Below are 23,292 nucleotides of genomic sequence, written 5' to 3'. Positions count from 1 at the left end.
GAAAAAGCGATTGACTCAAAATCGCTGATATCATTAACTAAAAACGCAGCTTCATTTATCGCAAGCTGCGTTTTTTATTTTGATAAGGAGAATCTTGATGACTCCGGCCATTAATCTTGCGAAAAAGAAAAAAGTGCCACATACCATACATCAGTATGAACATGATCCAAGAGCCGATAGCTACGGCTTGGAAGCTGCTGAAGTATTGGGACAAGATCCAAAAAAAGTATTTAAAACCTTGCTGTTTTGTTTAAACGGCGAGCCTAGAAATCTTGCAGTAGCCATCATTCCTGTTGACCAGAAATTGAATCTTAAACTGGCAGCAAAAGCGGCAAAGGGAAAGAAGGCGGACATGGCAGACCCAGACATCGCTCAGAAAACAACGGGCTATGTGGTGGGCGGTATTAGCCCGCTTGGACAAAAGAAAGCGCTCCCCACTTTTTTACACGAAAGCGCCAAAGAGCAAGAAACCGTTTGTGTGAGTGCTGGTAAGCGTGGGTTGGAAATAGAGCTGGCCCCACAAGATTTGCTGACCTTAACTCGTGGTCAATTTGCACCTTTGTGTTTATAAGTGGCAACCTAAGAGTGACAGACAAATAAAAAGGACGCATTGGCGTCCTTTCTGTTCTTCATGCTGCGATAAATTATTTTTTCAAGCTTAATGTATTGCCACTACGTTTTACTGGTTGAGATGGCTTAGCCGCGTTTGGATTGTCGTAACGCACTTTTTGTTTCGTCGGTTTACGATCGGAGTCCTGCGCTTTCGCTTTAAAGCTCTCTTTGTTTGGACGAGAGTTGTCATTGTCCGGACGTCGTCTTTGTTGACCTTTCTTAGAGTTAGGTGCATGACGGAACTCATCGGCATTATTACCACGAAATGTACGTGGCTTTTGGTTACGACGAGCGGTTGAATCTTGGTTTTCGTCACGACTGTCAAACAGTTTAGCGTCTGTTGCTTTTCGAATGTTACGCCCTTTGGAATCCACTTTAGAGGCTTCTTCAGTACCAACCGAACCATCACACATCGCCATGATTTCAGCGACTTCCGCATCCGTCAGGTAACGCCATTTACCGTTCGGAATACCATCTAGGGAGATGTTCATAATACGCACGCGACGTAGTTTGTATACCTCATAACCCAGAGCTTCACACATACGGCGGATCTGACGGTTCAAACCCTGAGTCAGCACAATTCGGAACGAGAACTTGGTTTCTTTGGTCACTTTACAAGGAAGCGTTACCGTATCGAGGATTTTCACACCGCTCGACATCTGTTTAAGAAACTCGCCAGTGATTGGTTTATCGACGCGCACCACGTACTCTTTTTCGTGGTTGTTACCTGCACGAAGAATTTTGTTAACGATGTCACCGTCGTTAGTCAAAAAGATCAGACCGTCAGACGGTTTATCTAGGCGACCAATAGGGAAAATGCGTTTTTTATGTCCAATAAAGTCGACAATGTTGCCCGGTACATCACGTTCTGTAGTACAGGTAATACCGGTCGGTTTGTTTAACGCGATATAAACAGGCTTCTCTTTTGCAGCGACAGGTTTGCCATCCACACAAACATCATCACCTGGTAAGACTTTTGACCCCATTTCTGGCTGTTTACCATTAATTGTGACACGACCTTGCTCGATCAGTCTGTCGGCCTCTCGGCGTGAACAAAAGCCTGTTTCACTAATAAACTTATTTAAGCGTTTTGAATTATCTTGTGACATGTTGTACTCCTAACGTTTCACAACGGCGGTGAATAAAGTATCCCAGCTAATGTTAGCGAAGGGGAAAATAAGGTCGGGCATTCTAGCACCGACAAGAAACTTAGCCTAAACGTTTTTGATGGCGTTCTCGGTTTTCCAGCTTCTTATCTGCGCTCTTTCTTAACAATACGTAGACGGCACCGCTACCACCGTGAAAGCGCTGCGCACTGTGAACACACTGCACTTCTTTAATTTGCTGTAGCCAACTGCTGACGAAGCTCTTCATTAACGCTGGTGGATTAGACCGTTCACCTCGACCATGAACAATGACAACCGTGCGGATGTCCATTGATATACATTGTTTCAGGAATTTTACGACTTCATCACGTGCTTCTTTCAGAGTTTTTCTGTGCAAGTCTAAACGTGCCTGAATCGGGTACTTGCCTAAGCGTAGTTTGCGGTATACGCCGTCTTGCACACCATCACGTTTGAACTCGACAAAGTCGTCGGGCTTGAGCATTTCTGCATGATCGAGAGAGAGGTACTCTGGGTCGTCCTCTGTTAACCATATAGCCGCTTCTCGCTTAGCAAGGTGTGCATCGGTTACTTGGTGAACTTTCTTGTGCTCTGCGGTGTCTTGAGTGATTGGCTTTACATCACCCATCATTTGTTGGAACAACTCAAAATCGTCATCGTGAGACATAGTGGCGATCTCATAAAGAACAGGATAGGTACAGGTGATTATATCAATGAGATGAGGGAAAAGATCAATAAAAAACCGGAGTAGGCAAGTAACCGACTCCGGTGCAAAGCGTTTATAGGGCTAAGCGAGATCTAGTGAGGAGATTTATCGTTCATGATCTTGTACATGAAGAAACCGCCATAAAACAACATTAGACCGATCGCTCCGAAGATTACTATCATCGATGATAGACCTACTGCATTACCAAATAGGAGATCAAGCCAAAAGTCCATATGTTTCCTCCAAGATATTCCCGATAGACACAAATTAATTGTTGGTGTTTTTTCGCACACTGATCTGGATCAATTATGTTGCTGAGGTTAATAAACTGTATTTTATTGTGGGTTGTCAGTCACATTTTGCGTGCTTGTGTTCAGTTATTCACCAAACAGATTAAGACATTACGTTTTTTTAGAAAAAGCACTTGCGTCTCGGATCAGAATCCGTAATATACCACCTCGTTGACGGGGACAAGTCCTCAGTTAAACATCTCGAAGATTAGCGTGATTAGTAGCGCATCTCGGGGTTTAGGAATAGCGGACCAGAGGGTCACCCTCTAGCTTTAGCAAGATTCCAAGTCAACATCTCGGTGAATAGCGCAGCTTGGTAGCGCATCTGGTTTGGGACCAGAGGGTCGGGGGTTCGAATCCCTCTTCACCGACCATTTTATAAAAAAGGCTCTGTAGAAATACAGAGCCTTTTTTGCATTTTTAATGCGCGTTGGAGCATAGGGTCGTGGGCTGGAACGCCAGTCCGATCGAATTCCTCTTCACCGACCACATTAAGAAAGCCTGCTTTTAAAGCAGGCTTTCGTCGTTTTAGAGTTCATAAAATTCGTACTGACGGATTCGAACCAAAGTGAGGGTTCGCCTGAAGTTAGAATATGGCTCTTCATCGATTATTTTCTAAAAAAGGCTCTGCAGAAATACAGAGCCTTTTTTGCATTGAGCTTATCTGTATTTACATCTGTTGGATATTGCACTTTGCTTTGCGTGTTTTACCAAGCGGTGTAATTTCAAAACCTCGCTCGGCCAGCAAATCAATTAGGTTATCTTTACCGACGAGATGCAGGCTGCCAACCACAACGGTATAGCGGCCTTGCTTTTGCGGGAGTATGCTGCCGATGTCGAGCTTTTCTGCCCAGTCTTTATTACGTGCATACAAAAAGGCCTCATTGAACTCTTCTGTTGCTTTGTCAGTTAAAGAGGCTTCTTCCAACATGCTACCATCGCCACTTTTCCAGCTTTCAATCAGGCATTCGACGAGCTCTTCTCCTGCTTCATATTCATTGATGGATGACAGCAGCATTTCTTTACCTTCATCAGGCTGACCAGTAATTAAATCGATTTGAAACTGTACGGTTTCGAGTGAAATGACAGGAATGCCGTTTTTGTCGGCCAAGCCAATTAAGTGCATATCGACGCCTTCTGTTGAGACATACCCCAGTTTGTTCACTAAAGCGAGTTGGATGGTGAGAGCGGTATTCCATGGTGGGGCATTCAGCAGCTGAGTTTCTGGTATCTGCAAATCTTTTGCTATTTTGATCAGTTGTTGACGCTGCGTTTTGTTCAGTATCGTTTTGGTTCTCTTAGACACTGGCGGGTAAACAGCACCCTCATTACTTCTTACGTCCGCTTCAATGATCAGCCCCGAACTTTCGCTAAGGTGTTCCAGTAGGTTTTTAGGCAAGGGATACATGGTTTTATCTCCCACATGTACTGAGCCGATAATCATATATTCTGTCTCGCCTTTTTTGGCTAACCAATGTTGTGGCTCAGCGCTAGACGAAAAGGAAGTAAAAAGAACGAAAAACGATGATACAAAGGTCATTATGCGGAACATATTATTATCCTCGAACTGAATCCCGGATAACATTTTGTATCCAGCATCTTGAAAGCGCATCTGCACATCACTTTATACCGAAACTGGAGCAAGATGCCATATTGAGCATAGAACACGTTTTCAATAACTCGTGTGTATACGAGCCGCTTAATAGGGGGCAGATAGAATTGTCACGATAAACTCACCATTTTGCGATGGGGTATTTATTTTTATGCGTAAATTAAGTGTGATCGAAATCTAATTATTTCGCTCTGATAAAAAAGATTGGGGTGAAAGTTTAAATTAATAATGTGATCTTAATTGGTAAATAGTTCTGATTTATGTAGTTTGTTGTGATGTAGGTCGGATATGGTTTTTTTGAAAGATTTTCCAGTTCAGTTGTAATTGACTGTATTTTATGGGTTTTATTTATTGTCTGGTTTCCCGTTTTGAACATGATCACCTTTTTAAAGGATTTATTTTTCATCGAAAATTAATTGTTTCAGTATTGCCTCCGCCCACTAAGGCAGATTCCAAATTTTGTTATGTAAAGGAACCTACGAGTCTGGAACCATCACATAACGTGAATAAATAAAGGCAGTAATTATGAAATACATTTTTGCACTGAGTGCTCTTTCTCTCGCTTTCGCGTCTAGCGCATTTGCTGGTTCTTCTTACGTAACAGGTAACGTTCAATTTCACGATGATGGCCGAATTCACGGCTCGGACGTGACTTCTACACTCGAAGCTGGTCATACTTTCGATAATTCATTTGGTGGCTTTACGGTTTACACTGAGTTTGATGGTATTCAACTTGGCAAACTAGAAAGTAAAAATGGTGGCGCAGGGAATATAACACCTTACATTACGGTAGGGGGTGAGCAGTCATTTAATATCACTGATCGTCTTTGGGTTGCAGCAGGTTACCAACACTTGTTCTCAGCGGGCGAAAACATTCAATACCGTCCACTGGTGAAAATTGGTTACAACTTCGATAACGGTATTTCTCTGAGCAACCGCACGCGTGCACACATTGATGCAACAGACGCAGATGCAGATACGGACTACCGCATGGATAACCGCATCGGTTACGTGATGAATGAAGATGTGACGCTAAGCTACAACAATGTATACATGATTGATGCCGATACAATGGACCACGAGTTCCGTGCGACATGGACTCGTAAAGGTGTTCAACCATACTTTGAACTTCGCTCTCAGGCTCATGGCGCAGAAAATGCGAATGGAGACAGCCTAGTGAACAACGCCTTTGTATTTGGTGCTTCTTACGGTTTCTAACGATTTCGTCTTAATTGTCCATTAAGTTGCTAAGAAAAAGCCCAGCATCTGTTTTAAGAGCTGGGCTTTATTTTATTTGTCGTTACCTTTGTGGTGACTAAAGGCCGAAACCTGACCTTGTTCATTGAAAGCGTAAACGGTGTAACTGTCCTTTTTATCGCCATACTCCATACCTGGGGAGCCTACTGGCATTCCAGGAACCGTCAGACCTTTCGCATTCTTCGGAGGGTTTTCCAAGAAGGCTTTAATATCTGCTGCTGGCACGTGTCCTTCAAACAGATAACCGTTTATTTCTGCCGTATGGCAAGAGTAGAGCTGTTGGTTTTTCATGCCTAATTCGCGTTTGATGGCATTCATATCATCATGCAGTTTTTCTTCGACCGTAAAGCCGTTCTCTTCCATGTGTTTTGTCCAGTCACCACAACAGCCACAATATGGCGACTTGTGGTTAATGACATCGGCTGCCAATACATTGGCGGATACGGTCGCAAGCATTGCAAAAGTTACAAGTTTCAATTTCATAATACCCTCAGAAAGAAGTCGTCATTTTACTGAAAACAGTCGTAGTCGGTTTGCATTACTAACGACAGTAATTGAAGACAGTGCCATCGCTGCGCCTGCAACTACGGGACTGAGTAAAAAGCCAAATGCTGGGTAAAGTACACCTGCCGCAACAGGTATGCCCAACGAGTTATAAACAAAGGCACCAAACAAGTTTTGTTTCATGTTTTTAAGTGTAGCGCGCGACAACTCTATTGCGTGCACCACGGCCATTGGTGATGTGTTGAGAATCGTCATTTGCGCACTTTCTATCGCGACATCACTGCCACTTCCCATTGCAATACCAAGGTTGGCAAGCGCAAGAGCAGGCGCATCGTTAATGCCGTCTCCGACCATCGCCACAATATGGCCTTTAGATTGAAGTTGCTCGATGTGCTGGGCTTTTTCATCTGGTAACACTTGTGCAATCACTTCATCAATGCCGAGCTCTTTACCGATCGCATCGGCAACGTGCTGGTTATCGCCCGTTAACATCACGGTTTTAACTCCCTGAGCTTTTAAGGCTGAAAGCGCTTCTTTAGCGTCTGACTTGATTGGGTCAGCAATCGCAATGAGTCCGACTAACTCGTTATCCAGAGCTACAGCGACAGGCGTCCAAGCGTTTTTTGCACTCTCTTCTATCGCTTGTTTTAGGTTACTTGTGTCAATGTTCTCGGCTTGCATAAATTGCAAAGAACCGATCAGCAATGGTTTACCCTGGTAAGTCGCTAAGATGCCGCGTCCACGGACGTTTTCGAATTTGTCTAACGTGACTTCTCGCGCGTCTTGTTGTTTCGCAAAATCACACACGGCTTTGGCAAGTGGATGCTCAGACTGACGCTCTGCCGAATAGGCCATAGCAAGCAGTTCGTCTTGACTGGTCGCGTGAGTAAAAACTTGCTGAACCGATGGTTTTCCTTGTGTCAACGTACCGGTTTTATCGAAGACGACCGTATCGACTTTACTGGCTAACTGCAGTGCATCAGCGTCTTTAATTAAAATGCCCAACTCGGCGGCTTTGCCTACGCCAACTGTGACGGAAAGTGGTGTTGCTAAGCCAAGCGCACAAGGGCAGGCGATGATGAGTACGGTTGTTGTCACCACGAGCATGTAGCTGGCTTTAGGCTCTGGACCTACTGCAAACCAAACCAACGCAGCAAGTAAGGCAATACCAACCACGACAGGTACAAATACCGCTGAGATTTGGTCGGCTAATTTGGCGATGGCAGGTTTACTGCTTTGAGCGGTTCTAACCATACGAATGATGCGCGCAAGCATCGTATTTGCACCAATGCCAGTGGCTGCGATAACCAAGCTACCGTCGGTGTTTAGCGTACCAGCAGAGACTTCTGCATCCAGCCCTTTTAGTACCGGGACAGGCTCTCCGGTTAGCATTGACTCGTCTATATAGGATTCGCCTTCGAGTACGGTGCCATCTACTGGCACTTTCTCGCCGGGCTTAATTCTTAATTTCATACCAAGCGTTATTTGCTCAACGCTGATGGTCTGATCGCCTTTCTCTGTAATAGCCGTCGCTTGTTGTGGTTGCAAGTTAATTAAAGCTTGTAATGAGCGAGTCGTGTTGGCCTTGGCTTTGGCTTCTATATAGTGACCGAGAGAAATCAAACCAACGATCATTGCACTTGCTTCAAAATAGACGTGACGTGATGCGAGCGGGAACCAATTTGGGAAAACCACTACGAGCATGGAGTAGAACCAAGCTGCACCTGTACCCAATGCAACCAGTGTATCCATGGTTGCGCGTTTGCGAGTCGCCGCTAACCAAGCGTTGCTGAAGAAGTGGCGACCAGCAGTTGCCAGAAGCAGCAAACATAAAAGACCGACCGCACCCCAAATGTACTGATCACTGGTGTGGCGAATCATCATGTTACCGCCAGCCACACCCCACAGCATTAAGGGAGCACCCACCACTAAGCCAGCAATGGCATCAAATTTAAAGCGTTTTTGCTGTGCCAATTGCTGCTGCGCTTGCTTTTCTTGTTGTGTTGCGGCGTCTTGTAGGATTTCCGCTTGGTATCCTGCTTGTTTTACTGACTCGACAATCGCTTGGTGTAAGTCTTCTGAATCCTGAATCGCGAACACTAAGGCACTTTGTTCAGCAAGATTTACCTGAGCCTTTTCTACACCTTCAACCTTAGTTAATGCTTTTTCGACTGAAGAAACGCAACTTGCGCAGGTCATTCCCTGGATTAGCATTTGCAGTTGAGTGCTGCTGGCTGGTGGAATGTCTTCCAGTGGTTTATCTGGTGCTTCGCTTTGTGCTGGTTGGGTTTCATCTTCAGGCTCGGCACTTTTAGCTTCTGTACTTTCGGTGCCTGTGATGACTTCTTTACTCGCGGTGTAGCCTAAGCTCGCGACAAGATCGATGACTTGCTGTTCAGAAAGAAGAGTTCGGATATTTAATTGCGTCGTCGAAGCTTCAAATGAGATAACGTCTGCATTTGACTCTAATAAAGTAGAGAGCTTTCTGACACAGCCGCCACAGCTTAATCCGGACAAGTTAAAGTCATAGGCGTGACCAGCCTGATAGCCTAAGGACTCAATAGACTCAACAATCTCGTTTAAAGAGGCATCGGTTTTGACTTCCACAGAGGTCGGGGACAAGTTGAGGATTTCAACACTATGGTTTGCATGTAAAGTTTTCTCAACTTTCCTTGCACAACCCATGCAGTTAAGCCCTGATAACGGTACTACAAACTGATTCATAACTTGTCCTCACTAATCGTAATATAGTGAGCTTAAACCTTACTGCAAGGGTAAGGTCAAGGTTTGTTATCAATGAAGTGAATTTCGTTGAACCCCGCATCGAGAGGTTATTTGGGTATATGAACACGGAAGGATTGTAGTATTGACTTACGATGGTAAAATGTCGCCACTTTTATCCTTGACAATACAACGAGAACCCTCTCGTTGAACATTAACCCTAAGGAACTCAAATGACGGTTAAAACTCGTTTTGCTCCTAGCCCAACTGGCTATCTACACGTTGGTGGTGCGCGTACGGCACTGTATTCTTGGCTATATGCTAAAAACCAAGGTGGTGAATTCGTTCTGCGTATCGAAGATACAGACCTTGAGCGTAACTCTAAAGAAGCGGTTGATGCGATTCTGGAAGGTATGGAATGGCTAGGTCTGGAGTGGGATGAAGGTCCTTACTACCAAACTCAACGTTTTGACCGTTACAACGAAATGGTTGATAAGCTGGTTGCTGAAGACAAAGCATACAAATGTTACGCATCTAAAGAGCTACTGGATGAGATTCGTGCAGAGCAAGAAGTGAACAAAGAAATGCCTCGCTACGATGCTAACCATCCTAAAATCAAAGCGGCAAACGATGCGGCGAAAGATGGTGATCCTTGCGTAATTCGTTTCCGCAACCCGAAAGAGGGTAGTGTTGTATTTGAAGACCAAATCCGTGGTCGTATCGAAATCCGTAACGAGCAGATGGATGACTTGATCATTCGCCGTACTGATGGTTCACCAACGTACAACTTCTGTGTTGTGGTTGATGACTGGGATATGGGCATCACACACGTTGTTCGTGGTGAGGATCACATCAACAACACACCTCGTCAGATCAACATTTACGAAGCACTAGGTGCACCAGTACCTACATTTGCTCACTGTGCAATGATTCTGGGTGACGACGGTGCGAAACTGTCTAAACGCCACGGCGCTGTATCGGTAATGCAGTACCGCGATATGGGTTACCTACCAGCTGCCCTAAACAACTACCTTGTTCGTCTGGGTTGGTCTCACGGTGACCAAGAAATCTTCACTCAAGAAGAAATGATTAATCTGTTTAGTCTGGACGCCGTATCTAAGTCAGCGTCTGCATTTAACACAGATAAGCTGCAGTGGCTAAATAACCACTACATCAAGAGCTCTGATCCAGCGTACGTTGCAGAGCACTTACAATGGCACCTAGACCAACAGAAGCTGGACGTGACAAGCGGCCCTGCAATCACTGAAGTGATCAAATTGGTTGGTGAGCGTTGTAATACACTTGTTGAACTGGCTGAGCAGATTCGCTACTTCTACGAAGATTTCTCTGAGTTTGAAGCGGGCGCTGCGAAGAAACACCTACGTGGTGTAGCAAAAGAGCCTCTAGAGCTTGCACTTGCAAAAGCAGAAGCGTTAACTGAGTGGACAACTGAAAGCATCAAAGATGGTGCAATTACAGCCGTTTGCGAAGAGCTAGAAATCGGCATGGGTAAAATTGGTATGCCGCTACGTGTAGCAGTAACAGGCGGTGGTCAGTCTCCATCTGTTGACGCAGTTATGGCTCTAATTGGTCAAGAGCGTTGTATTGCTCGTATTAAAATGGCCTTAGCGTTTATTGCTGAACGTGAAGCTAATGCATAATTCAATTGCATAGATATTCAAAAAACCGCGGTAATTTCCGCGGTTTTTTTATGTCTAAAGAATGTAATAAAAGCGAAAGTAGTGAACAGATTTGACTGATGTACATGCTATGTCGGCGTGTTGATGTTTGTTTTATGATAATTTTTTGTAATTAAAGATCGTGATTTTTAGTGCTTATTCAATGGCTGATTTTCAAACTATCCCTCTGATTAATATCTACTATCTATAAAGTTTCCCAAGTAGCATCTCAATAGTGAGACAAATATCTGCATTAGTTACTTTGTTGTGACTTTTAACGCAAACGTTTGCGTCGTTGTCACGATAGGCTTTTGGTGCTCTATGTCACATAATGTTTGCGGTTTTGATGACACTAAATTGACAGTTTTGGGATTTTTCTCGAGATTTCTTATCGTTATAGTTCATCTCGTCAGTGGGACCCAAATAACGGTCCCGAATACTGTACAGGAATGATACCCGAGCAACTTTTGATAAATAATTTGCATGCATATGCACGAAGTTGGCTTCGGTAATACGCTCAAGGAATGAATCAAATTGGAATACAACGTCAGTCGGCGACGCATTTCGTGATCTAATAAAAGTAATTCTTAATAGGAATCAATAATGAAAAAACTAGCAGCGGTAATTTCAGCATCTTTACTTATGGCAACAGCGGCTCAAGCCGAAGTTTATGTTGGCGGTAAAATGGGTAAATCTTGGTTGGAAGATGCTTGTGTAGCAGGTCAATCTTGCGATAAAGATGACTCGACTCTTGGTGCTTTTGTTGGTTACGAATTCAATGACTACATTGCCGTTGAAGCAGGTTTTGACAATGTTGGTGATTTTGATAACACCTCTTTCGGTGGTCACGTAGAAGCTATCACCCTTGCGCCTAAATTCAGCCTACCAATTACTGAAGACATCGCACTTTACGGTAAAGTGGGTGGCGCTTACGTAATGTTCGACGGTAAAGACGATTACTCTTACCTTGGTGCGGCAGGCCTTGAGTTCAACCTAAGCCAAAATGTTACAGCTCGTGCGGAATACCAAACTATTACTGACATCAACAACGATGTAGTTCGCGCAACAGGCAATACAGCGACCCTAGGTGTTTCATTCAAGTTCGGTGGCAGCGAAGAGCCAGTTGTTGAAGAAGCGCCAATCGTTGAAGAAGTGGTTGTTGTAGAAGAGCCAGTCGTTGTAACGAAAACATTCGAAACTCAAACTATCGGTACGGGCGGCTTCGATCTAAACAGCACAACACTAAAACCTGAAAGCGCAGCTAAACTAGACAACTTGGTTGCTTTCCTAAACGAGCATCCACAAGCGAATGTTGAAGTGGTAGGCTACACAGATGCTTCTGGCGCTGCATCATACAACCAAAAAGTTTCTGAGAAACGCGCAGAATCTGTTGCTAACGCGCTAGTAGAAAAAGGCATTGATGCATCACGCATCCACGCTCGTGGTGAAGGTGAAAACAACCCTATCGCATCAAACGAAACGCGTGAAGGTCGTCAACAAAACCGTCGCGTAGAAGTGATTGTTCCTGAATTTGAATACCAAGTTCAGCAATAAGATACTATTTAAACAAATAGAGTCCTGAATTTAAATGCCCCAAAGCGTTAGCGCTTTGGGGCATTTTTATATCTATTGTCGATGCAAAAAACAGTCACACTCAAAAATGACGTAGTACATTGGGTTATTTAAGATCGATACTGTTTAGGCGTCCCATGAACGTAAGTATTTCCAGGTTTTCCTTGTGAGCTTCCAGCAGTGCTTTTTTGGTTTGCATGTATGCGGCAAGCTTGCCGTATTTACTGATTGAGCGCACAACCGTCTTGTACTTATATTCTCCGTGTTCGTTAAACTCTCGCCACTTGGCAATGTAACAAGTGTCTCGATTGTCTGGATTCTCTAGAGTTGGATTGGGTTTATGAACGATTTTAGGTTCAACACTGTGCGGTAATCTTGTCATCAGATAGGGATCTTTCAAAAGGCGCCGCCAAAACTTGCCCCACATCTGCTGTCCCAATTCATTTCTCAATTTAATGGCTTTCTTTAGTCCCTTCTCCTCTCCAATGCGCACGAACCCTACAGAGCGGTGAAGTACCGTATCCTCTGGGGTGTGGATGTGGATCTTAAAGGCTGTTTTGCCTTTGGATATAAAACGGTGTCCGGTATTTGTAATTAAATTGCTCTTAGACATAGCGCTAACTAATATTCTTATTAATAGCCAAAAAGGGTAAGCAAAACTCATCAATAATTAAAGTCATAAAATATAAAACTGTAAATAGCTGCGTTTAAAATTGGTTTTGTGCCGTTAGTGAATGTTCTAGAAAAAGACGCTGAGTGAGCTTCTAATGAATCGTCTCAAGTGATGTCAGATCAAGGGAAAAGAAAAAAACCTTAGTTCAATCGCGAACTAAGGTTTTGATGTGGCGCCCCCAGTAGGATTCGAACCTACGACCTGTCCCTTAGGAGGGGACTGCGCTATCCAGCTGTGCCATGAGGGCGTAATACCAGCTACTGCAGTTGGTATAATCAAATAAGATGCGTCATCTATAATATTCAAAAGTACGCATATCTCAAGGCCTAATGTTGTCTTTTAGAGTATCTTGTTCATTACATCGCCAATTTGAACGCTTGATGACAGGTGGGGTTGATCGATGCTCAGTTCTGCTTCGTGTTCATAAACGCGCGACACGGTTAAGGTCACTTCACTTTGCGATACTTTGTTGCGCGGTAAACCACTTTGATCGATAAAAGATGCGGTGTGCCACAATTGTAATTTGTCGCCCTCTTTAACACCGTGCATACGGCCTAAATCCATGGTGACGGTGTTTCCGTAGACAGCCACTACTTCCGGCAAGGTTATCTTACAAGACAGTTCTGATTCCAAATCTAACATGATGTTACGGCTTACGCGCAGCATCATTTCACCATAAGTAGAGGCCCAGAATCGCGCGCTTCGTGTGTCGACCTGACTGGTTTTTGCAAACGGCCAGCGAGCGACTTCGCGGTAGGTTTTATAAAAGACTTCATGGCCAGTTTTACCATCATAAACTTTCATCTCTAAGGCAAACTGCCGGTTGATGATGTCATCTTTGAGTACTTTAGATTCAATCGTCGCGGTTAAGTCAGTAATGACGCCACCAATGATGTACTGTGCCCCATTGTCCTCGGCAATCATCTGAGTGCGAGCAGGGTAGTTGCGGCTAATCGAGTAGTCGGTAGTGCCGACAGAAACGAAACTGTGCGAGGTCTGATCGAGCTGACGATTCACAACGTGACTAAAGTCATCACCAACTTGATAAATTTGTCCCATCACGGCTTGTTGAGGAGAGGCGACATCAATATTCCCAACCAGGATGGTTTTTTTGTATTGAGCCGTGTGGCAACCCATTGCCGATGGGTAGATGTCGACACGGAGCTTTATCTCCATCTTACCACTTCGCTTTCGTTCTGATTCAACCAGGATGTAGCGTACTTCATGGTTAGTGAACTGATACTCTTTGCGGTTTTCTTCTAATAGCGGCATTAAATTACTGATGCTGCCAATATCTGCCCCCGAAAAGTTGACGGCTTTAAAAAGCGCATCCTCTAAGGCGTGTAGCCTTGCCGCATCGTCCGAAGATACGATCGTGGCAACGCCTGTCACTTCGTACCATGCGGCGACTGCGCGAAAAGGCAGAAGCAGAACGAAAGTGATTGATAATACGCTGATTAATATTTTTTTCATGGCTTGTAACCGTTCAGGTATAAATATTGCTAAAACAAACATCAGTGAAGTTTGGTAGCGCTTTCTAGTTTGGACAGGCAAAAGAAAAGCAAAGACTGTTCCAAGATTTCGTTTCTTGTCATGAATGACAAGGAACAGTGACACCCAAGATTATCTGGAGAATCAATCCATGAAAAAATGGCTTGCTGCCGCATCGATGATGACGCTTTTGACATCGTGCGCGTATTCACCAATTTACAATGGTAAAGAACCCTATTCAGGCAGTCAGTTCATGCTGATGGATAGCCCGCGTCATACGATGGACTTTTTTATTGAAAGCATGACGGAAGAGTTGATGGTTTCTAACGTCGCGGTCTCTGCGCGTACGCCTATTGCGATCACATCATTCGTTGATTTACAGAATATGGATGCAACCAATTGGTTGGGGAACTCGGTATCTGAAGGATTCATCCATCAGTTCCAGCGTCGTGGATTTAAAGTGGTGGACTTCAAAACGACGGGCTCGATTCAAGTCACTCAACAAGGTGACTTTGCATTGAGCAGAGACTGGAGCGATCTCGCTCAAGAGCAGGAAATCCAATACGTGTTAACCGGCACCATGCTGCGCCAGGAAGGTGGTGTGCTTGTAAACGCCCGCGTGGTTGGGATGCAAAGCCGAATTGTCGTAGCAACGGCACAGGGCTTTTTGCCTGCGGATCGTATTGGCCGCGACTTAGATACACTCAACAGTATTCGTACTCAAGATGGCGTGCTGATTCGTTCAGATCCAACAATTCGTCAGCCATACACTGTGATTCTCCGCCCATAGGACAGAGCCATGAAAAAGTTATTATGTATTATCGCCGCCTTGGTGCTGGTGGGGTGCCAACCATTACAGCAGATGCGTCAGGATGAACTGCTCGTTGCCGTAGGTTATGCCAGCGTGAGTGAACAAACTGGTCGCACTGTAGAAGAAAAACGTGTTCGAGCAATGCGCGCGTCGAAAATTGATGCTTACCGTGAACTGGCAGAGCAGGTCTATGGTATGCGTGTCAGTGGCCGAGCAGAGCTGCAAGATCAGCGTTTAGGGACGGAAAGCACAACCGGTGCGGTTGACGGCGTTATTCGCGGCGCGGAAGTGGTGAGAAGCTACTTGGTCGAAGACAGTTATGTAACAGAGCTTCGTCTGGATATCCGCAAAATGGATAAGCTACGAGACTATGGTGAAGTTCAGCAGGTACCTGAGAAGCGTCAGCAGACCCTGTTCTGATATCTAAATAACGTCAGATAATCTCTTTAGCGGCTCATTGGTAACATTGGGTCGTTTTTTTGTGCGTAAAACTTAGAGTAGTTAAACGATAGGGGTATCACGAAGAGAAAAGTCAGGCTTTGATGTTGGTGCCTAATGTCGAAATAGTGTGAGTTTGCCCACCGGCGTTGTAAGTCATACCGACTTTACCGTGGGTGCGTTGAAGCATGTTATTGAGCTTGGTGAAGCTCAGCTGCGCTCGATTGAGCGATTCACCGTTCATTTGATTAACTTGTTGGCAATCAATAACGATAGATTGGATCTGGTTTACAACCTGACTTAGGCGTTCATCTTCGGTAAGCTGATTGACATGCGGGTGAGAGGCGATTCGCTGATCAGTCGTCTTTAATTGATCAATGAGTGTCATCTTTTGTTTGGCAATACTTTCGATATCAGCAGAAACACGCGCAGTGATGGCTTGTGTTTCCTGACGTAAAACGACAGAAAGTGCTTTTGCATTTTCTAGTTGGAAGTTTACGAGATCGACTAATGCTGCCATGAATACTTACCTTGAGCCTAAGTCAGTTAGATTTTGCCTTGCAATTCGCTTTCAAGCTTAATCATGTTGTCGGCCAGTTTTTCTGGATCAACTTTGTATGAGCCGTTTGCGATTGCTTCTTTGATTGCGGCCACTTTTGCGGTGTCATAAGCCGGTGAAGCTGCCATATCCTTCTGGAGTTTATTGACGTCTTTACTTTGTTGGCTCAAAGATACTGCATCTTGTTGCGCTGACACTTTATGCGAATCTGTTGTGTTGGTCGCATTCGATTCATTACGTGCAGGTGCGCGACTTTTATTAGTCGTCATTATCTGACCTGAACGTATATTGTCTATACCTGCCATGTTTTACCTTTGCCTTGTATCGTAATACTGGTACTCAGACTATCGACCAACGCCAAAATAACTTTAATCATTTTGTGCACTTTTATTGATCGATTTTCATCTCGTGCTGTTGTTCGCCGAAGGTCAAAAGTTGACGGTGATTTCTGCAATGCCAGTCACTATGCCTTCTATTATACGTTGTGACTTATCATTTTTCACTCTCACTTGATCACCTGCTGCGCCGTCTTGCAATGCAGTGCCTTGGGTCGAGATTGTCATCCCCGCTTTTACCGCTTGAATTGTCACTCTCTCGTTACGACACACCACGCACACATCATTTCGCTCCACGACATCTCCAAGGCGAACACTACGCTTTAATTTCGCGCCCACGACTTGAGAATGGTCGGTAAAGCCGTCTTTGCGAAAGCGTTGTAACTCAATCATTGACGTGGTGACGTCTGAAGCACTGATGATTTCCCCTCGAACGAGCTGGCGAGTACTGACAAGCATCGGGACCGAAACTGACATACGCACTGGGACGTAGACTTTCCAGTCATCAGCAGAGCATTCAACCAATACATTAATATTGCTGCGCGTGCTGTTGGTGGTTGAAGCCGAAGTGTCGAGAGGCTCTGGGCAGTCGGTAGCTTTAATCCGTGAGTCGATATTTGCTGCATTGACGGTTAACTCGCCGCCTGCAGGTTGCTCGACGGTGGCTAGAACATGTTGTTCTGCTGCCATTTTTATCTGTTCGAGCTGATTATCAGTGGCTGAATGAACAAAAAAGCTAAATATACTGAGCAAAATGCCGATAGCCTTAGCGTACTTTGTGAATACCGATCTACATATTGTTTTAGTCAATGTAGTCGAAGTGATAGTGAAATACGCCATAAGGTCTCCCTGGAACAATGCTTGCCAGTGGTAGAGTATCATTTAAAAACAAAAAGTTTGAGATGGAGATGAGCATATGACGGGGATTCTTGACTCAGTGAATCAGCGTACGCAACTCGTCGGTCAGAACCGATTGGAATTGTTGACCTTTAGATTGATGGGGCGGCAGCGTTATGGCATTAACGTATTTAAAGTCCGGGAAGTGCTGCAATGTCCAAAGCTGACAGTAATGCCAAATCTGCATCCGTTAGTAAAAGGTGTTGCTCATATTCGTGGCCATACCGTATCCGTTATTGATTTAAGCCTGGCAATTGGTGGCCGCCCAACCACGGAAATTGATAAGTGCTTTGTGGTGATTGCGGAGTTCAACCGCTCTATTCAGGCGTTCTTAGTATCGTCGGTTGAGCGTATTATAAACATGCACTGGGAAGCGATTTTGCCGCCTCCGGAAGGCGCGGGTAAAGCACATTACCTGACCGCGGTAACCAACATTGATAACGAGCTCGTTGAAATTCTCGATGTAGAAAAAGTTTTGGCTGAAATTGCGCCAGTGGATGAAACAATGGACGCTTCGATTGGTGAAGAAATCGCTCAGGCAGAGCAGGTGAAACCAATTGTACGCCGTATTATGATTGCCGATGACTCTACTGTTGCACGTAAACAACTCGAGCGAGCTATCCGTTCGATCGGTTTCGAGGTGTTGTCGGTGAAAGATGGTAAAGAGGCATACAATACCTTGCTTGAGATGGCTCGAGAGGGGGACATCTACGAGCAAATTTCTTTGGTGATTTCTGATATCGAAATGCCAGAGATGGACGGCTACACCCTAACCGCTGAAATTCGCAGAAATGCGGATTTGAAAGATCTTTATGTTATTCTCCACTCTTCCTTAAGTGGCGTATTTAACCAAGCTATGGTTGATCGCGTGGGAGCGAACACCTTCATTGCGAAATTTAATCCAGACGAACTGGGTAACGCGGTTAAATCTGCATTAATACAATAAAGAGACATGAATGACTGCTATTACAATTGGCGATCAAGAGTATCGTGACTTTAGCCGTTTTCTCGAAGCGCAATGTGGCATTGTGCTAGGCGATAGTAAGCAGTACTTAGTGCGCAGTCGATTAAGTCCGTTAGTGACCAAGTTTAAGCTCACTTCGTTGTCTGATTTGCTGCGTGATGTGGTCTCAGGCCGCAATCGGGAACTACGTATTGCGGCTGTGGATGCGATGACAACCAACGAAACGTTATGGTTTCGAGATACGTATCCGTTCACGGTTTTAGCGGAGAAATTATTGCCGGAAGTCGCGGCAAACAAACGCCCAATTAAAATCTGGTCAGCCGCCAGTTCATCGGGTCAAGAACCGTACTCCATCGCAATGACGATTTTGGAAACGCAGCAGCGTAAACCGGGATTGTTGCCAAGCGTTTCTATCACCGCAACCGACATTTCGAGCAGTATGCTGGAGATGTGTCGCGCTGGCGTGTATGACAATTTAGCGTTGGGGCGTGGTCTCTCTCCGGAACGTCGTCGTGTCTTTTTTGAAGACAACGGAGATGGACGCATGAAAGTGAAAGACAATGTAAAACGTCTGGTCAACTTTCGCCCGCAAAACTTGCTCGACAGCTACGCGCTGGTGGGTAAGTTTGACATTATCTTTTGCCGTAATGTCCTGATTTACTTCTCACCGGAGATGAAATCGAAAGTACTCAATCAAATGGCAAACCAGCTCAATCCGGGTGGTTATCTACTGCTGGGGGCATCTGAGTCGTTAACCGGGCTGACGGATCGTTTTGAAATGGTGCGTTGTAATCCGGGTATCATTTATAAATTGAAATAGTTTAAAGATCCTAGGGTCAAGACCTAGGATCTCTCTTAAACCAATACCTGATCTTCCCCTTCATTTTTGCCTACTCCCTCAAACAAAGGTATCTTTACGCTTAAGTCGAGTGGATTGACACTGACATTCCATCAATCACCTTGGCTTGCATATTGCAGTTCAAAGCGTCGATAACTTTTAGCCGTAAACGTGTACCAGTTTTTGGCATAGTAATTGCTTTTTAGTTATCTATACCGGTCAGTTCTAATTGTAGAGGCAAACATGGCTATATCTTTTGACAATGCACTAGGCATCCACCAACACACGGTGGGCGTACGTGAGCGCAATGCTGAGGTGATCTCCACCAACATCGCGCAAGCAAACACGCCTGGCTACAAAGCAAGAGGTTTAGACTTTGCAAAGGAATTACAAGCGGCAACATCTGGGGCAAGCATTAGTCTTAATCGAACCGATGGTCGGCATATTCCTGCCACTACAACTTTGACAGGGGACAAGCTATATCGTCTTCCTACCCAACCTGATACGGGGGATGGCAATACGGTAGATTTGGATTTAGAACGTAACCTGTTCATGCAGAACCAAATCAGACACCAGGCATCACTCGACTTTCTAGGTGGCAAATTTAAGAACTTAACCAAGGCAATCAAAGGGGATTAATTTAGATGAGCTTATTTAACGTTTTCAATGTGACAGGTTCCGCAATGAGCGCTGAGTCTGTTCGTCTGAATACTACCTCAAGCAACCTGGCGAATGCGGATAGTGTCAGCAGCTCTGCGAAAGACACTTACAAAGCGCGTCATGCTGTATTTGGTGCCGAGTTAGGTAACGCCATGCGTAACGGTAATACGGTGCCAGTAAAAGTGTTGGGAATTGTAGAAAGTGATAAACCGCTAAATGCGGAGTACAACCCTGATCATCCTCTTGCAAACGAACAAGGCTACATCTACAAGCCAAACGTTAATGTAATGGAAGAAATGGCAAACATGATTTCGGCTTCTCGCGCATATCAAACCAATGTTCAAGTTGCCGATTCAAGTAAACAAATGCTGCTGCGTACGCTGCAGATGGGTCAATAAGGATAAGGAGGTAGCGTATGGCCGGATTTAACAACGTTGGTCAAAGCGGCTTGTCCTACATCGACCAGCTCAAAAGCCTACAAGAGAACAAAAAAGCGGAAGAGAGTACAGGTAAGCAGGACCTGAAACAGGAAGACTTCCTATCTTTGCTCACCAAGCAATTGTCTCAGCAGGACCCGTTTAAGCCAGTCAGTAATGACCAGATGATCGCGCAGATGGCGTCATTTGCGACCGTTGATGGCATCGGCAAAATGAACACTCAGTTTGAGAGTTTGAACTCGTCGATGACATCGAACCAAGCATTACAGGCTTCTTCTCTGGTTGGGCGCGATGTGTTGGTCCCAGGCGCTGCGGGTGTGAAGCAAGACGAAGCCCCAATGGCAGCCATGGTTAAGCTTTCGCAGTCTATCGACAATTTATTTGTTCGTGTCGAAAACGAGGCTGGCCAACTGGTTCGTACTTTTGAGGTCGGGGCGAAACCAGCTGGTGACACCCGTGTACTCTGGGACGGTAATGATGAAAGCGGGAACCCATTGCCTGCCGGTAAATACAAAGTGAAAGCATCTGGCTTAGTTGATGGGGCGTCGCAAGAGTTCCCAGTCTCCACTTATGCCAATGTAAACAGCGTATTACTCGGTAAGGGCGACGGAAACGTATTACTTAATCTGGCGGGTTTTGAATCGCCAGTTCGACTTGCAGAAGTATTGGAAGTCGGCAAAGCGTAACGCATAACACGCGAGATCAGGAGACTTTGGAATGTCATATGTATCTTTAAGCGGTTTGTCCGCCGCTCAATTGGATTTAAACACCACCAGTAACAACATTGCGAACGCCAATACGTATGGCTTTAAAGAGTCTCGTGCCGAGTTTGCGGATGTCTACTCAAACTCTTTGTTTACCAACGCCAAAACCACACCAGGTGGTGGTGTTCAGGCTGGCCAGGTTGCTCAGCAATTCCACGAAGGTTCAAGTGTTTACACCAATAACCCGATGGATTTGCGTGTATCAGGAACGGGCTTCTTCGCTGTGGCGAAAGATCGTCTCGTGCCGCAGCAAAATGAAATGACACGTAACGGTGCGTTCCATTTGAACAGAGACAACTACATGGTAACGGCGAACGATGAGTTTCTGCTTGGTTATGAGGTAAATCCAGACTCTGGTGAGGTGTCATCTTACGAGCCACAGCCAATCAATATTCCAGCTGAGTTTGGTAAGCCAAAACAAACGGCGAACATTGAAGTGGGCGTAAACTTACCTGCTAATGGTGATTTGAAAGATCCGACTCAGTTTGATTTTTCTGATCCAGATACTTATAACCGTTCAACGTCTTCAACCATATATGACTCAATGGGTCAGTCTTACAAGTTGACCACTTACTACCTGAAAGACCAGACTCAGCCGAATACCTGGAATACCTACTACACGGTAACGGACAAAGATGGTGAGAAGCCGGTTAACATTGCTCAAGGTGATGCAACAACCGCATCTGGCCATGTTGGTCACACGATGAGGTTCAACAATGATGGTACTCTGGCGAACCTAAACGGTGGCAACCCTATTCGCTCAGTGGCGTTAGGTGCTTCGGTTGGTGAAGGTGGTGCGGCGGCAGAAAATGCTGGTATCAACCTTAACGGCGCTGATCCGATGCAAACTCTGAACTTTGGTTTGGATGCATCAACTCAGTTTGCGGCGCCATTTGAACTGACCAAGTTTGATGAAGATGGTGCAACGACGGGCTTCCTGACTAAAGTTGACTTTGATGAAAACGGCAGCGTGTTGGGCACATACTCAAACGGTGAAAACGTTACCCTGGGCCGCGTTGCGCTCGTCCGTGTTCCTAACGAACAAGGTCTGGATAAGAAAGGCGGCACTCAATGGGATTCAACTCAGTTCTCTGGTGACAAAATCTGGGGCGAATCCAATAAAGGTTCGTTTGGTACCCTCAATAACGGTGTGCTGGAGCAGTCAAACATTGACATGACTCAGGAGCTGGTAGATCTGATTTCGGCTCAGCGTAACTTCCAGGCTAACTCGCGTTCGCTAGAAGTGCATAACCAGCTACAGCAAAATATTCTGCAGATCCGCTAGATCGCGAGCCCGATAATCTGCTTTATCAAGTGACGCTGCTCGGCAGCTCACTTGATGACTTTATGACACTCATCAGATGCTTAGCCCTAAAAGTCTTTACTTTGGGCTAGGTATGATTTGATCGCTTAGTTGCCGCCATTGCCGCTCAGAGGATCAAAAACTTGCCTCTTTCCGGATTTATCCTAGAAAACTTGCCTTTATCTGGTTTGATTTTAAATCAACTTATTGAATATTAAGTGTATTTTATTTTGGCATAAGTATTGCTTTTACTCTCAAGTACAGAGGACTTTAGGGAGTAATTTATGGATCGCGCACTGTTTCTCGCAATGAGTGGCGCCAAGCAAAACATGCAGGCTCTGCAATTGCGTGCCAACAACCTGGCCAACGTGAGCACCACGGGTTTTCGTGCGGATTTGGCACAGGCTCGTTCGATGCAAGCGTATGGAGAAGGGCTCCCTTCACGTGTGTTTAGCATGACAGAGCGTCCGGGACATAACTTTGCTCAAGGCAGTGTGATCACCACTGGCCGCGATTTGGATATTACTATCGAAGGCAGCGGTTGGTTGTCTGTTTTAGACCACACGGGCAAAGAAGGGTTGACCCGTAACGGCAACTTAAAAGTCGATCAAAATGGCTTGCTAACTAATGCGAGTGGCCATGCCGTATTGGGTGAGAATGACGCCCCGATTACTTTACCTATCCCTCTATCTAAAATTGAAATCGGTCGTGACGGCACCATCTCTGTACTTCCACAAGGTGCTCCAGCAGAAGAATTACAAGAGGTTGATCGTATCAAGCTTGTGAAAACTGACGACCGCAATTTATTTAAAGACACCAATGGCTTATTTCGCCATAAAACTCCAAACCAGCCTTACGAAGCAGACGCAACCATCGGCATCCAAACTGGTGCTATTGAAGGGAGTAACGTCAATGCCGTGGGTGAAATGACGGCATTAATTGACCTTCAGCGTCAGTTTGAAATGCAAGTCAAGATGATGAGCACCGCTGAAGAGATGGACAAGTCTTCAGATTCACTGCTTCGTATGAGTTAACAGAGTTAGAG

At 45.1% G+C, this 23,292-nt stretch carries 24 protein-coding genes and 2 tRNA genes; 14 read left to right on the top strand and 12 right to left on the bottom strand.

Annotation, left to right across the window (positions count from 1 at the left end; genetic code table 11):
- Positions 1–97 precede the first annotated feature (97 nt).
- A complete protein-coding gene (ybaK, locus tag V1U08_RS19325) occupies positions 98–571 on the top strand; it encodes a Cys-tRNA(Pro) deacylase (RefSeq protein ID WP_014231071.1) in 474 nt (157 codons plus the stop codon).
- A gap of 73 nt (positions 572–644) precedes the next feature.
- Here the strand turns inward: ybaK and rluF are convergent, their stop codons facing one another.
- The 3 genes from rluF to V1U08_RS19310 all read right to left on the bottom strand — a co-directional run bounded on the left by rluF (position 645) and on the right by V1U08_RS19310 (position 2,675).
- Entirely contained in the window at positions 645–1,721 is a 1,077-nt protein-coding gene (gene rluF, locus V1U08_RS19320; protein ID WP_330471273.1) for a 23S rRNA pseudouridine(2604) synthase RluF, read from the bottom strand.
- 100 nt (positions 1,722–1,821) lie between these two features.
- On the bottom strand, positions 1,822–2,403 hold the full coding sequence (gene smrA / locus V1U08_RS19315) for a DNA endonuclease SmrA (RefSeq protein WP_065299237.1): 582 nt from the start codon (positions 2,401–2,403) through the stop codon (positions 1,822–1,824).
- 131 nt (positions 2,404–2,534) lie between these two features.
- Positions 2,535–2,675 (bottom strand): DUF3149 domain-containing protein, encoded by a 141-nt coding sequence (locus V1U08_RS19310; protein WP_014231074.1) that lies wholly within the window; start codon positions 2,673–2,675, stop codon positions 2,535–2,537.
- 354 nt (positions 2,676–3,029) lie between these two features.
- Here V1U08_RS19310 and V1U08_RS19305 point away from each other — a divergent pair.
- Positions 3,030–3,106 (top strand) — tRNA-Pro (locus tag V1U08_RS19305).
- A 296-nt stretch (positions 3,107–3,402) separates the two neighbouring features.
- On the opposite strand, the gene V1U08_RS19300 is transcribed toward V1U08_RS19305, so the two are convergent.
- Positions 3,403–4,284, bottom strand: a complete 882-nt coding sequence (locus V1U08_RS19300) for a TraB/GumN family protein (protein ID WP_330471272.1) — start codon at positions 4,282–4,284, stop codon at positions 3,403–3,405.
- A 585-nt stretch (positions 4,285–4,869) separates the two neighbouring features.
- On the opposite strand from V1U08_RS19300, the gene V1U08_RS19295 reads away from it, so the two are divergent.
- On the top strand, positions 4,870–5,562 hold the full coding sequence (locus V1U08_RS19295) for an oligogalacturonate-specific porin KdgM family protein (protein WP_014231077.1): 693 nt from the start codon (positions 4,870–4,872) through the stop codon (positions 5,560–5,562).
- Positions 5,563–5,634: 72 nt separating this feature from the next.
- On the opposite strand, the gene V1U08_RS19290 is transcribed toward V1U08_RS19295, so the two are convergent.
- Both V1U08_RS19290 and V1U08_RS19285 read right to left on the bottom strand, forming a co-directional pair.
- A complete protein-coding gene (locus V1U08_RS19290) occupies positions 5,635–6,084 on the bottom strand; it encodes a DUF411 domain-containing protein (RefSeq protein WP_014231078.1) in 450 nt (149 codons plus the stop codon).
- A 21-nt stretch (positions 6,085–6,105) separates the two neighbouring features.
- On the bottom strand, positions 6,106–8,829 hold the full coding sequence (locus tag V1U08_RS19285; RefSeq protein ID WP_330471271.1) for a heavy metal translocating P-type ATPase: 2,724 nt from the start codon (positions 8,827–8,829) through the stop codon (positions 6,106–6,108).
- A gap of 230 nt (positions 8,830–9,059) precedes the next feature.
- On the opposite strand from V1U08_RS19285, the gene gltX reads away from it, so the two are divergent.
- Together gltX and V1U08_RS19275 are read left to right on the top strand one after the other, a co-directional pair.
- Positions 9,060–10,487 carry a glutamate--tRNA ligase gene (gene gltX / locus V1U08_RS19280; RefSeq protein ID WP_330471270.1) on the top strand — a complete coding sequence of 476 codons (1,428 nt, stop codon included), beginning with the start codon at positions 9,060–9,062 and terminating at the stop codon, positions 10,485–10,487.
- Positions 10,488–11,108: 621 nt separating this feature from the next.
- Positions 11,109–12,059 carry an OmpA family protein gene (locus V1U08_RS19275; RefSeq protein WP_330471269.1) on the top strand — a complete coding sequence of 317 codons (951 nt, stop codon included), beginning with the start codon at positions 11,109–11,111 and terminating at the stop codon, positions 12,057–12,059.
- Positions 12,060–12,183: 124 nt separating this feature from the next.
- On the opposite strand, the gene V1U08_RS19270 is transcribed toward V1U08_RS19275, so the two are convergent.
- The 3 genes from V1U08_RS19270 to V1U08_RS19260 all read right to left on the bottom strand — a co-directional run bounded on the left by V1U08_RS19270 (position 12,184) and on the right by V1U08_RS19260 (position 14,223).
- The gene (locus V1U08_RS19270) at positions 12,184–12,690 is read right to left on the bottom strand and encodes a hypothetical protein (RefSeq protein ID WP_014231082.1); all 507 of its coding nucleotides are present in this window, start codon (positions 12,688–12,690) and stop codon (positions 12,184–12,186) included.
- A gap of 230 nt (positions 12,691–12,920) precedes the next feature.
- Positions 12,921–12,997, bottom strand: a tRNA-Arg gene (locus V1U08_RS19265).
- A gap of 92 nt (positions 12,998–13,089) precedes the next feature.
- Complete coding sequence (locus tag V1U08_RS19260) at positions 13,090–14,223, bottom strand: flagellar assembly protein FlgT (RefSeq protein ID WP_330471268.1); 1,134 nt, start codon at positions 14,221–14,223, stop codon at positions 13,090–13,092.
- A 169-nt stretch (positions 14,224–14,392) separates the two neighbouring features.
- Between V1U08_RS19260 and V1U08_RS19255 the strand changes: the two genes are divergently transcribed.
- Both V1U08_RS19255 and flgP read left to right on the top strand, forming a co-directional pair.
- Positions 14,393–15,031: a FlgO family outer membrane protein gene (locus V1U08_RS19255; protein ID WP_014231084.1), complete on the top strand. Its 639-nt coding sequence runs from the start codon at positions 14,393–14,395 to the stop codon at positions 15,029–15,031.
- Between the two features lie 9 nt (positions 15,032–15,040).
- Positions 15,041–15,472, top strand: a complete 432-nt coding sequence (flgP, locus tag V1U08_RS19250; protein WP_330471267.1) for a flagellar assembly lipoprotein FlgP — start codon at positions 15,041–15,043, stop codon at positions 15,470–15,472.
- A 112-nt stretch (positions 15,473–15,584) separates the two neighbouring features.
- On the opposite strand, the gene V1U08_RS19245 is transcribed toward flgP, so the two are convergent.
- The 3 genes from V1U08_RS19245 to flgA all read right to left on the bottom strand — a co-directional run bounded on the left by V1U08_RS19245 (position 15,585) and on the right by flgA (position 17,224).
- Positions 15,585–16,010 (bottom strand): flagella synthesis protein FlgN, encoded by a 426-nt coding sequence (locus V1U08_RS19245; protein ID WP_330471266.1) that lies wholly within the window; start codon positions 16,008–16,010, stop codon positions 15,585–15,587.
- Positions 16,011–16,036: 26 nt separating this feature from the next.
- Positions 16,037–16,354: a flagellar biosynthesis anti-sigma factor FlgM gene (gene flgM, locus V1U08_RS19240; protein WP_020333337.1), complete on the bottom strand. Its 318-nt coding sequence runs from the start codon at positions 16,352–16,354 to the stop codon at positions 16,037–16,039.
- Between the two features lie 123 nt (positions 16,355–16,477).
- Positions 16,478–17,224: a flagellar basal body P-ring formation chaperone FlgA gene (gene flgA, locus V1U08_RS19235; RefSeq protein WP_243976222.1), complete on the bottom strand. Its 747-nt coding sequence runs from the start codon at positions 17,222–17,224 to the stop codon at positions 16,478–16,480.
- A 76-nt stretch (positions 17,225–17,300) separates the two neighbouring features.
- Between flgA and V1U08_RS19230 the strand changes: the two genes are divergently transcribed.
- From V1U08_RS19230 to flgF, 7 genes are all read left to right on the top strand, one after another.
- Positions 17,301–18,227 carry a chemotaxis protein gene (locus V1U08_RS19230; RefSeq protein WP_239949900.1) on the top strand — a complete coding sequence of 309 codons (927 nt, stop codon included), beginning with the start codon at positions 17,301–17,303 and terminating at the stop codon, positions 18,225–18,227.
- A 10-nt stretch (positions 18,228–18,237) separates the two neighbouring features.
- Complete coding sequence (locus V1U08_RS19225) at positions 18,238–19,065, top strand: protein-glutamate O-methyltransferase (RefSeq protein WP_020333339.1); 828 nt, start codon at positions 18,238–18,240, stop codon at positions 19,063–19,065.
- 261 nt (positions 19,066–19,326) lie between these two features.
- Positions 19,327–19,722 (top strand): flagellar basal body rod protein FlgB, encoded by a 396-nt coding sequence (gene flgB / locus V1U08_RS19220; RefSeq protein WP_014231091.1) that lies wholly within the window; start codon positions 19,327–19,329, stop codon positions 19,720–19,722.
- Positions 19,723–19,727: 5 nt separating this feature from the next.
- Positions 19,728–20,141 (top strand): flagellar basal body rod protein FlgC, encoded by a 414-nt coding sequence (gene flgC / locus V1U08_RS19215; protein WP_014231092.1) that lies wholly within the window; start codon positions 19,728–19,730, stop codon positions 20,139–20,141.
- A 17-nt stretch (positions 20,142–20,158) separates the two neighbouring features.
- Complete coding sequence (gene flgD / locus V1U08_RS19210) at positions 20,159–20,866, top strand: flagellar hook assembly protein FlgD (protein ID WP_014231093.1); 708 nt, start codon at positions 20,159–20,161, stop codon at positions 20,864–20,866.
- Positions 20,867–20,897: 31 nt separating this feature from the next.
- The gene (gene flgE, locus V1U08_RS19205; RefSeq protein WP_330471265.1) at positions 20,898–22,229 is read left to right on the top strand and encodes a flagellar hook protein FlgE; all 1,332 of its coding nucleotides are present in this window, start codon (positions 20,898–20,900) and stop codon (positions 22,227–22,229) included.
- A gap of 302 nt (positions 22,230–22,531) precedes the next feature.
- Positions 22,532–23,281, top strand: coding sequence for a flagellar basal-body rod protein FlgF (flgF, locus tag V1U08_RS19200; RefSeq protein WP_330471264.1), 750 nt, complete (start codon positions 22,532–22,534; stop codon positions 23,279–23,281).
- The last annotated feature ends 11 nt before the right edge of the window (positions 23,282–23,292 follow it).

This window comes from Vibrio sp. YYF0003, assembly GCF_036350715.1.
Classification (GTDB): Bacteria; Pseudomonadota; Gammaproteobacteria; order Enterobacterales; family Vibrionaceae; genus Vibrio; species Vibrio natriegens.
This window is presented reverse-complemented; position numbering and strand designations above follow the sequence as displayed.

Excerpts from the sequence above, each read along its gene's own strand:
- V1U08_RS19255 (WP_014231084.1), top strand. The coding sequence starts at position 14,393 with ATGAAAAAATGGCTTGCTGCCGCATCGATGATGACGCTTTTGACATCG.
- V1U08_RS19260 (WP_330471268.1), bottom strand. The coding sequence starts at position 14,223 with ATGAAAAAAATATTAATCAGCGTATTATCAATCACTTTCGTTCTGCTT.
- V1U08_RS19300 (WP_330471272.1), bottom strand. The coding sequence starts at position 4,284 with ATGTTCCGCATAATGACCTTTGTATCATCGTTTTTCGTTCTTTTTACT.
- flgP (WP_330471267.1), top strand. The coding sequence starts at position 15,041 with ATGAAAAAGTTATTATGTATTATCGCCGCCTTGGTGCTGGTGGGGTGC.
- V1U08_RS19290 (WP_014231078.1), bottom strand. The coding sequence starts at position 6,084 with ATGAAATTGAAACTTGTAACTTTTGCAATGCTTGCGACCGTATCCGCC.
- ybaK (WP_014231071.1), top strand. The coding sequence starts at position 98 with ATGACTCCGGCCATTAATCTTGCGAAAAAGAAAAAAGTGCCACATACC.
- V1U08_RS19225 (WP_020333339.1), top strand. The coding sequence starts at position 18,238 with ATGACTGCTATTACAATTGGCGATCAAGAGTATCGTGACTTTAGCCGT.
- flgE (WP_330471265.1), top strand. The coding sequence starts at position 20,898 with ATGTCATATGTATCTTTAAGCGGTTTGTCCGCCGCTCAATTGGATTTA.
- flgM (WP_020333337.1), bottom strand. The coding sequence starts at position 16,354 with ATGGCAGGTATAGACAATATACGTTCAGGTCAGATAATGACGACTAAT.
- smrA (WP_065299237.1), bottom strand. The coding sequence starts at position 2,403 with ATGTCTCACGATGACGATTTTGAGTTGTTCCAACAAATGATGGGTGAT.
- V1U08_RS19310 (WP_014231074.1), bottom strand. The coding sequence starts at position 2,675 with ATGGACTTTTGGCTTGATCTCCTATTTGGTAATGCAGTAGGTCTATCA.
- V1U08_RS19285 (WP_330471271.1), bottom strand. The coding sequence starts at position 8,829 with ATGAATCAGTTTGTAGTACCGTTATCAGGGCTTAACTGCATGGGTTGT.
- flgD (WP_014231093.1), top strand. The coding sequence starts at position 20,159 with ATGGCCGGATTTAACAACGTTGGTCAAAGCGGCTTGTCCTACATCGAC.
- V1U08_RS19270 (WP_014231082.1), bottom strand. The coding sequence starts at position 12,690 with ATGTCTAAGAGCAATTTAATTACAAATACCGGACACCGTTTTATATCC.
- flgF (WP_330471264.1), top strand. The coding sequence starts at position 22,532 with ATGGATCGCGCACTGTTTCTCGCAATGAGTGGCGCCAAGCAAAACATG.
- gltX (WP_330471270.1), top strand. The coding sequence starts at position 9,060 with ATGACGGTTAAAACTCGTTTTGCTCCTAGCCCAACTGGCTATCTACAC.
- V1U08_RS19245 (WP_330471266.1), bottom strand. The coding sequence starts at position 16,010 with ATGGCAGCATTAGTCGATCTCGTAAACTTCCAACTAGAAAATGCAAAA.
- flgC (WP_014231092.1), top strand. The coding sequence starts at position 19,728 with ATGAGCTTATTTAACGTTTTCAATGTGACAGGTTCCGCAATGAGCGCT.
- rluF (WP_330471273.1), bottom strand. The coding sequence starts at position 1,721 with ATGTCACAAGATAATTCAAAACGCTTAAATAAGTTTATTAGTGAAACA.
- V1U08_RS19275 (WP_330471269.1), top strand. The coding sequence starts at position 11,109 with ATGAAAAAACTAGCAGCGGTAATTTCAGCATCTTTACTTATGGCAACA.
- V1U08_RS19295 (WP_014231077.1), top strand. The coding sequence starts at position 4,870 with ATGAAATACATTTTTGCACTGAGTGCTCTTTCTCTCGCTTTCGCGTCT.
- V1U08_RS19230 (WP_239949900.1), top strand. The coding sequence starts at position 17,301 with ATGACGGGGATTCTTGACTCAGTGAATCAGCGTACGCAACTCGTCGGT.
- flgB (WP_014231091.1), top strand. The coding sequence starts at position 19,327 with ATGGCTATATCTTTTGACAATGCACTAGGCATCCACCAACACACGGTG.
- flgA (WP_243976222.1), bottom strand. The coding sequence starts at position 17,224 with ATGGCGTATTTCACTATCACTTCGACTACATTGACTAAAACAATATGT.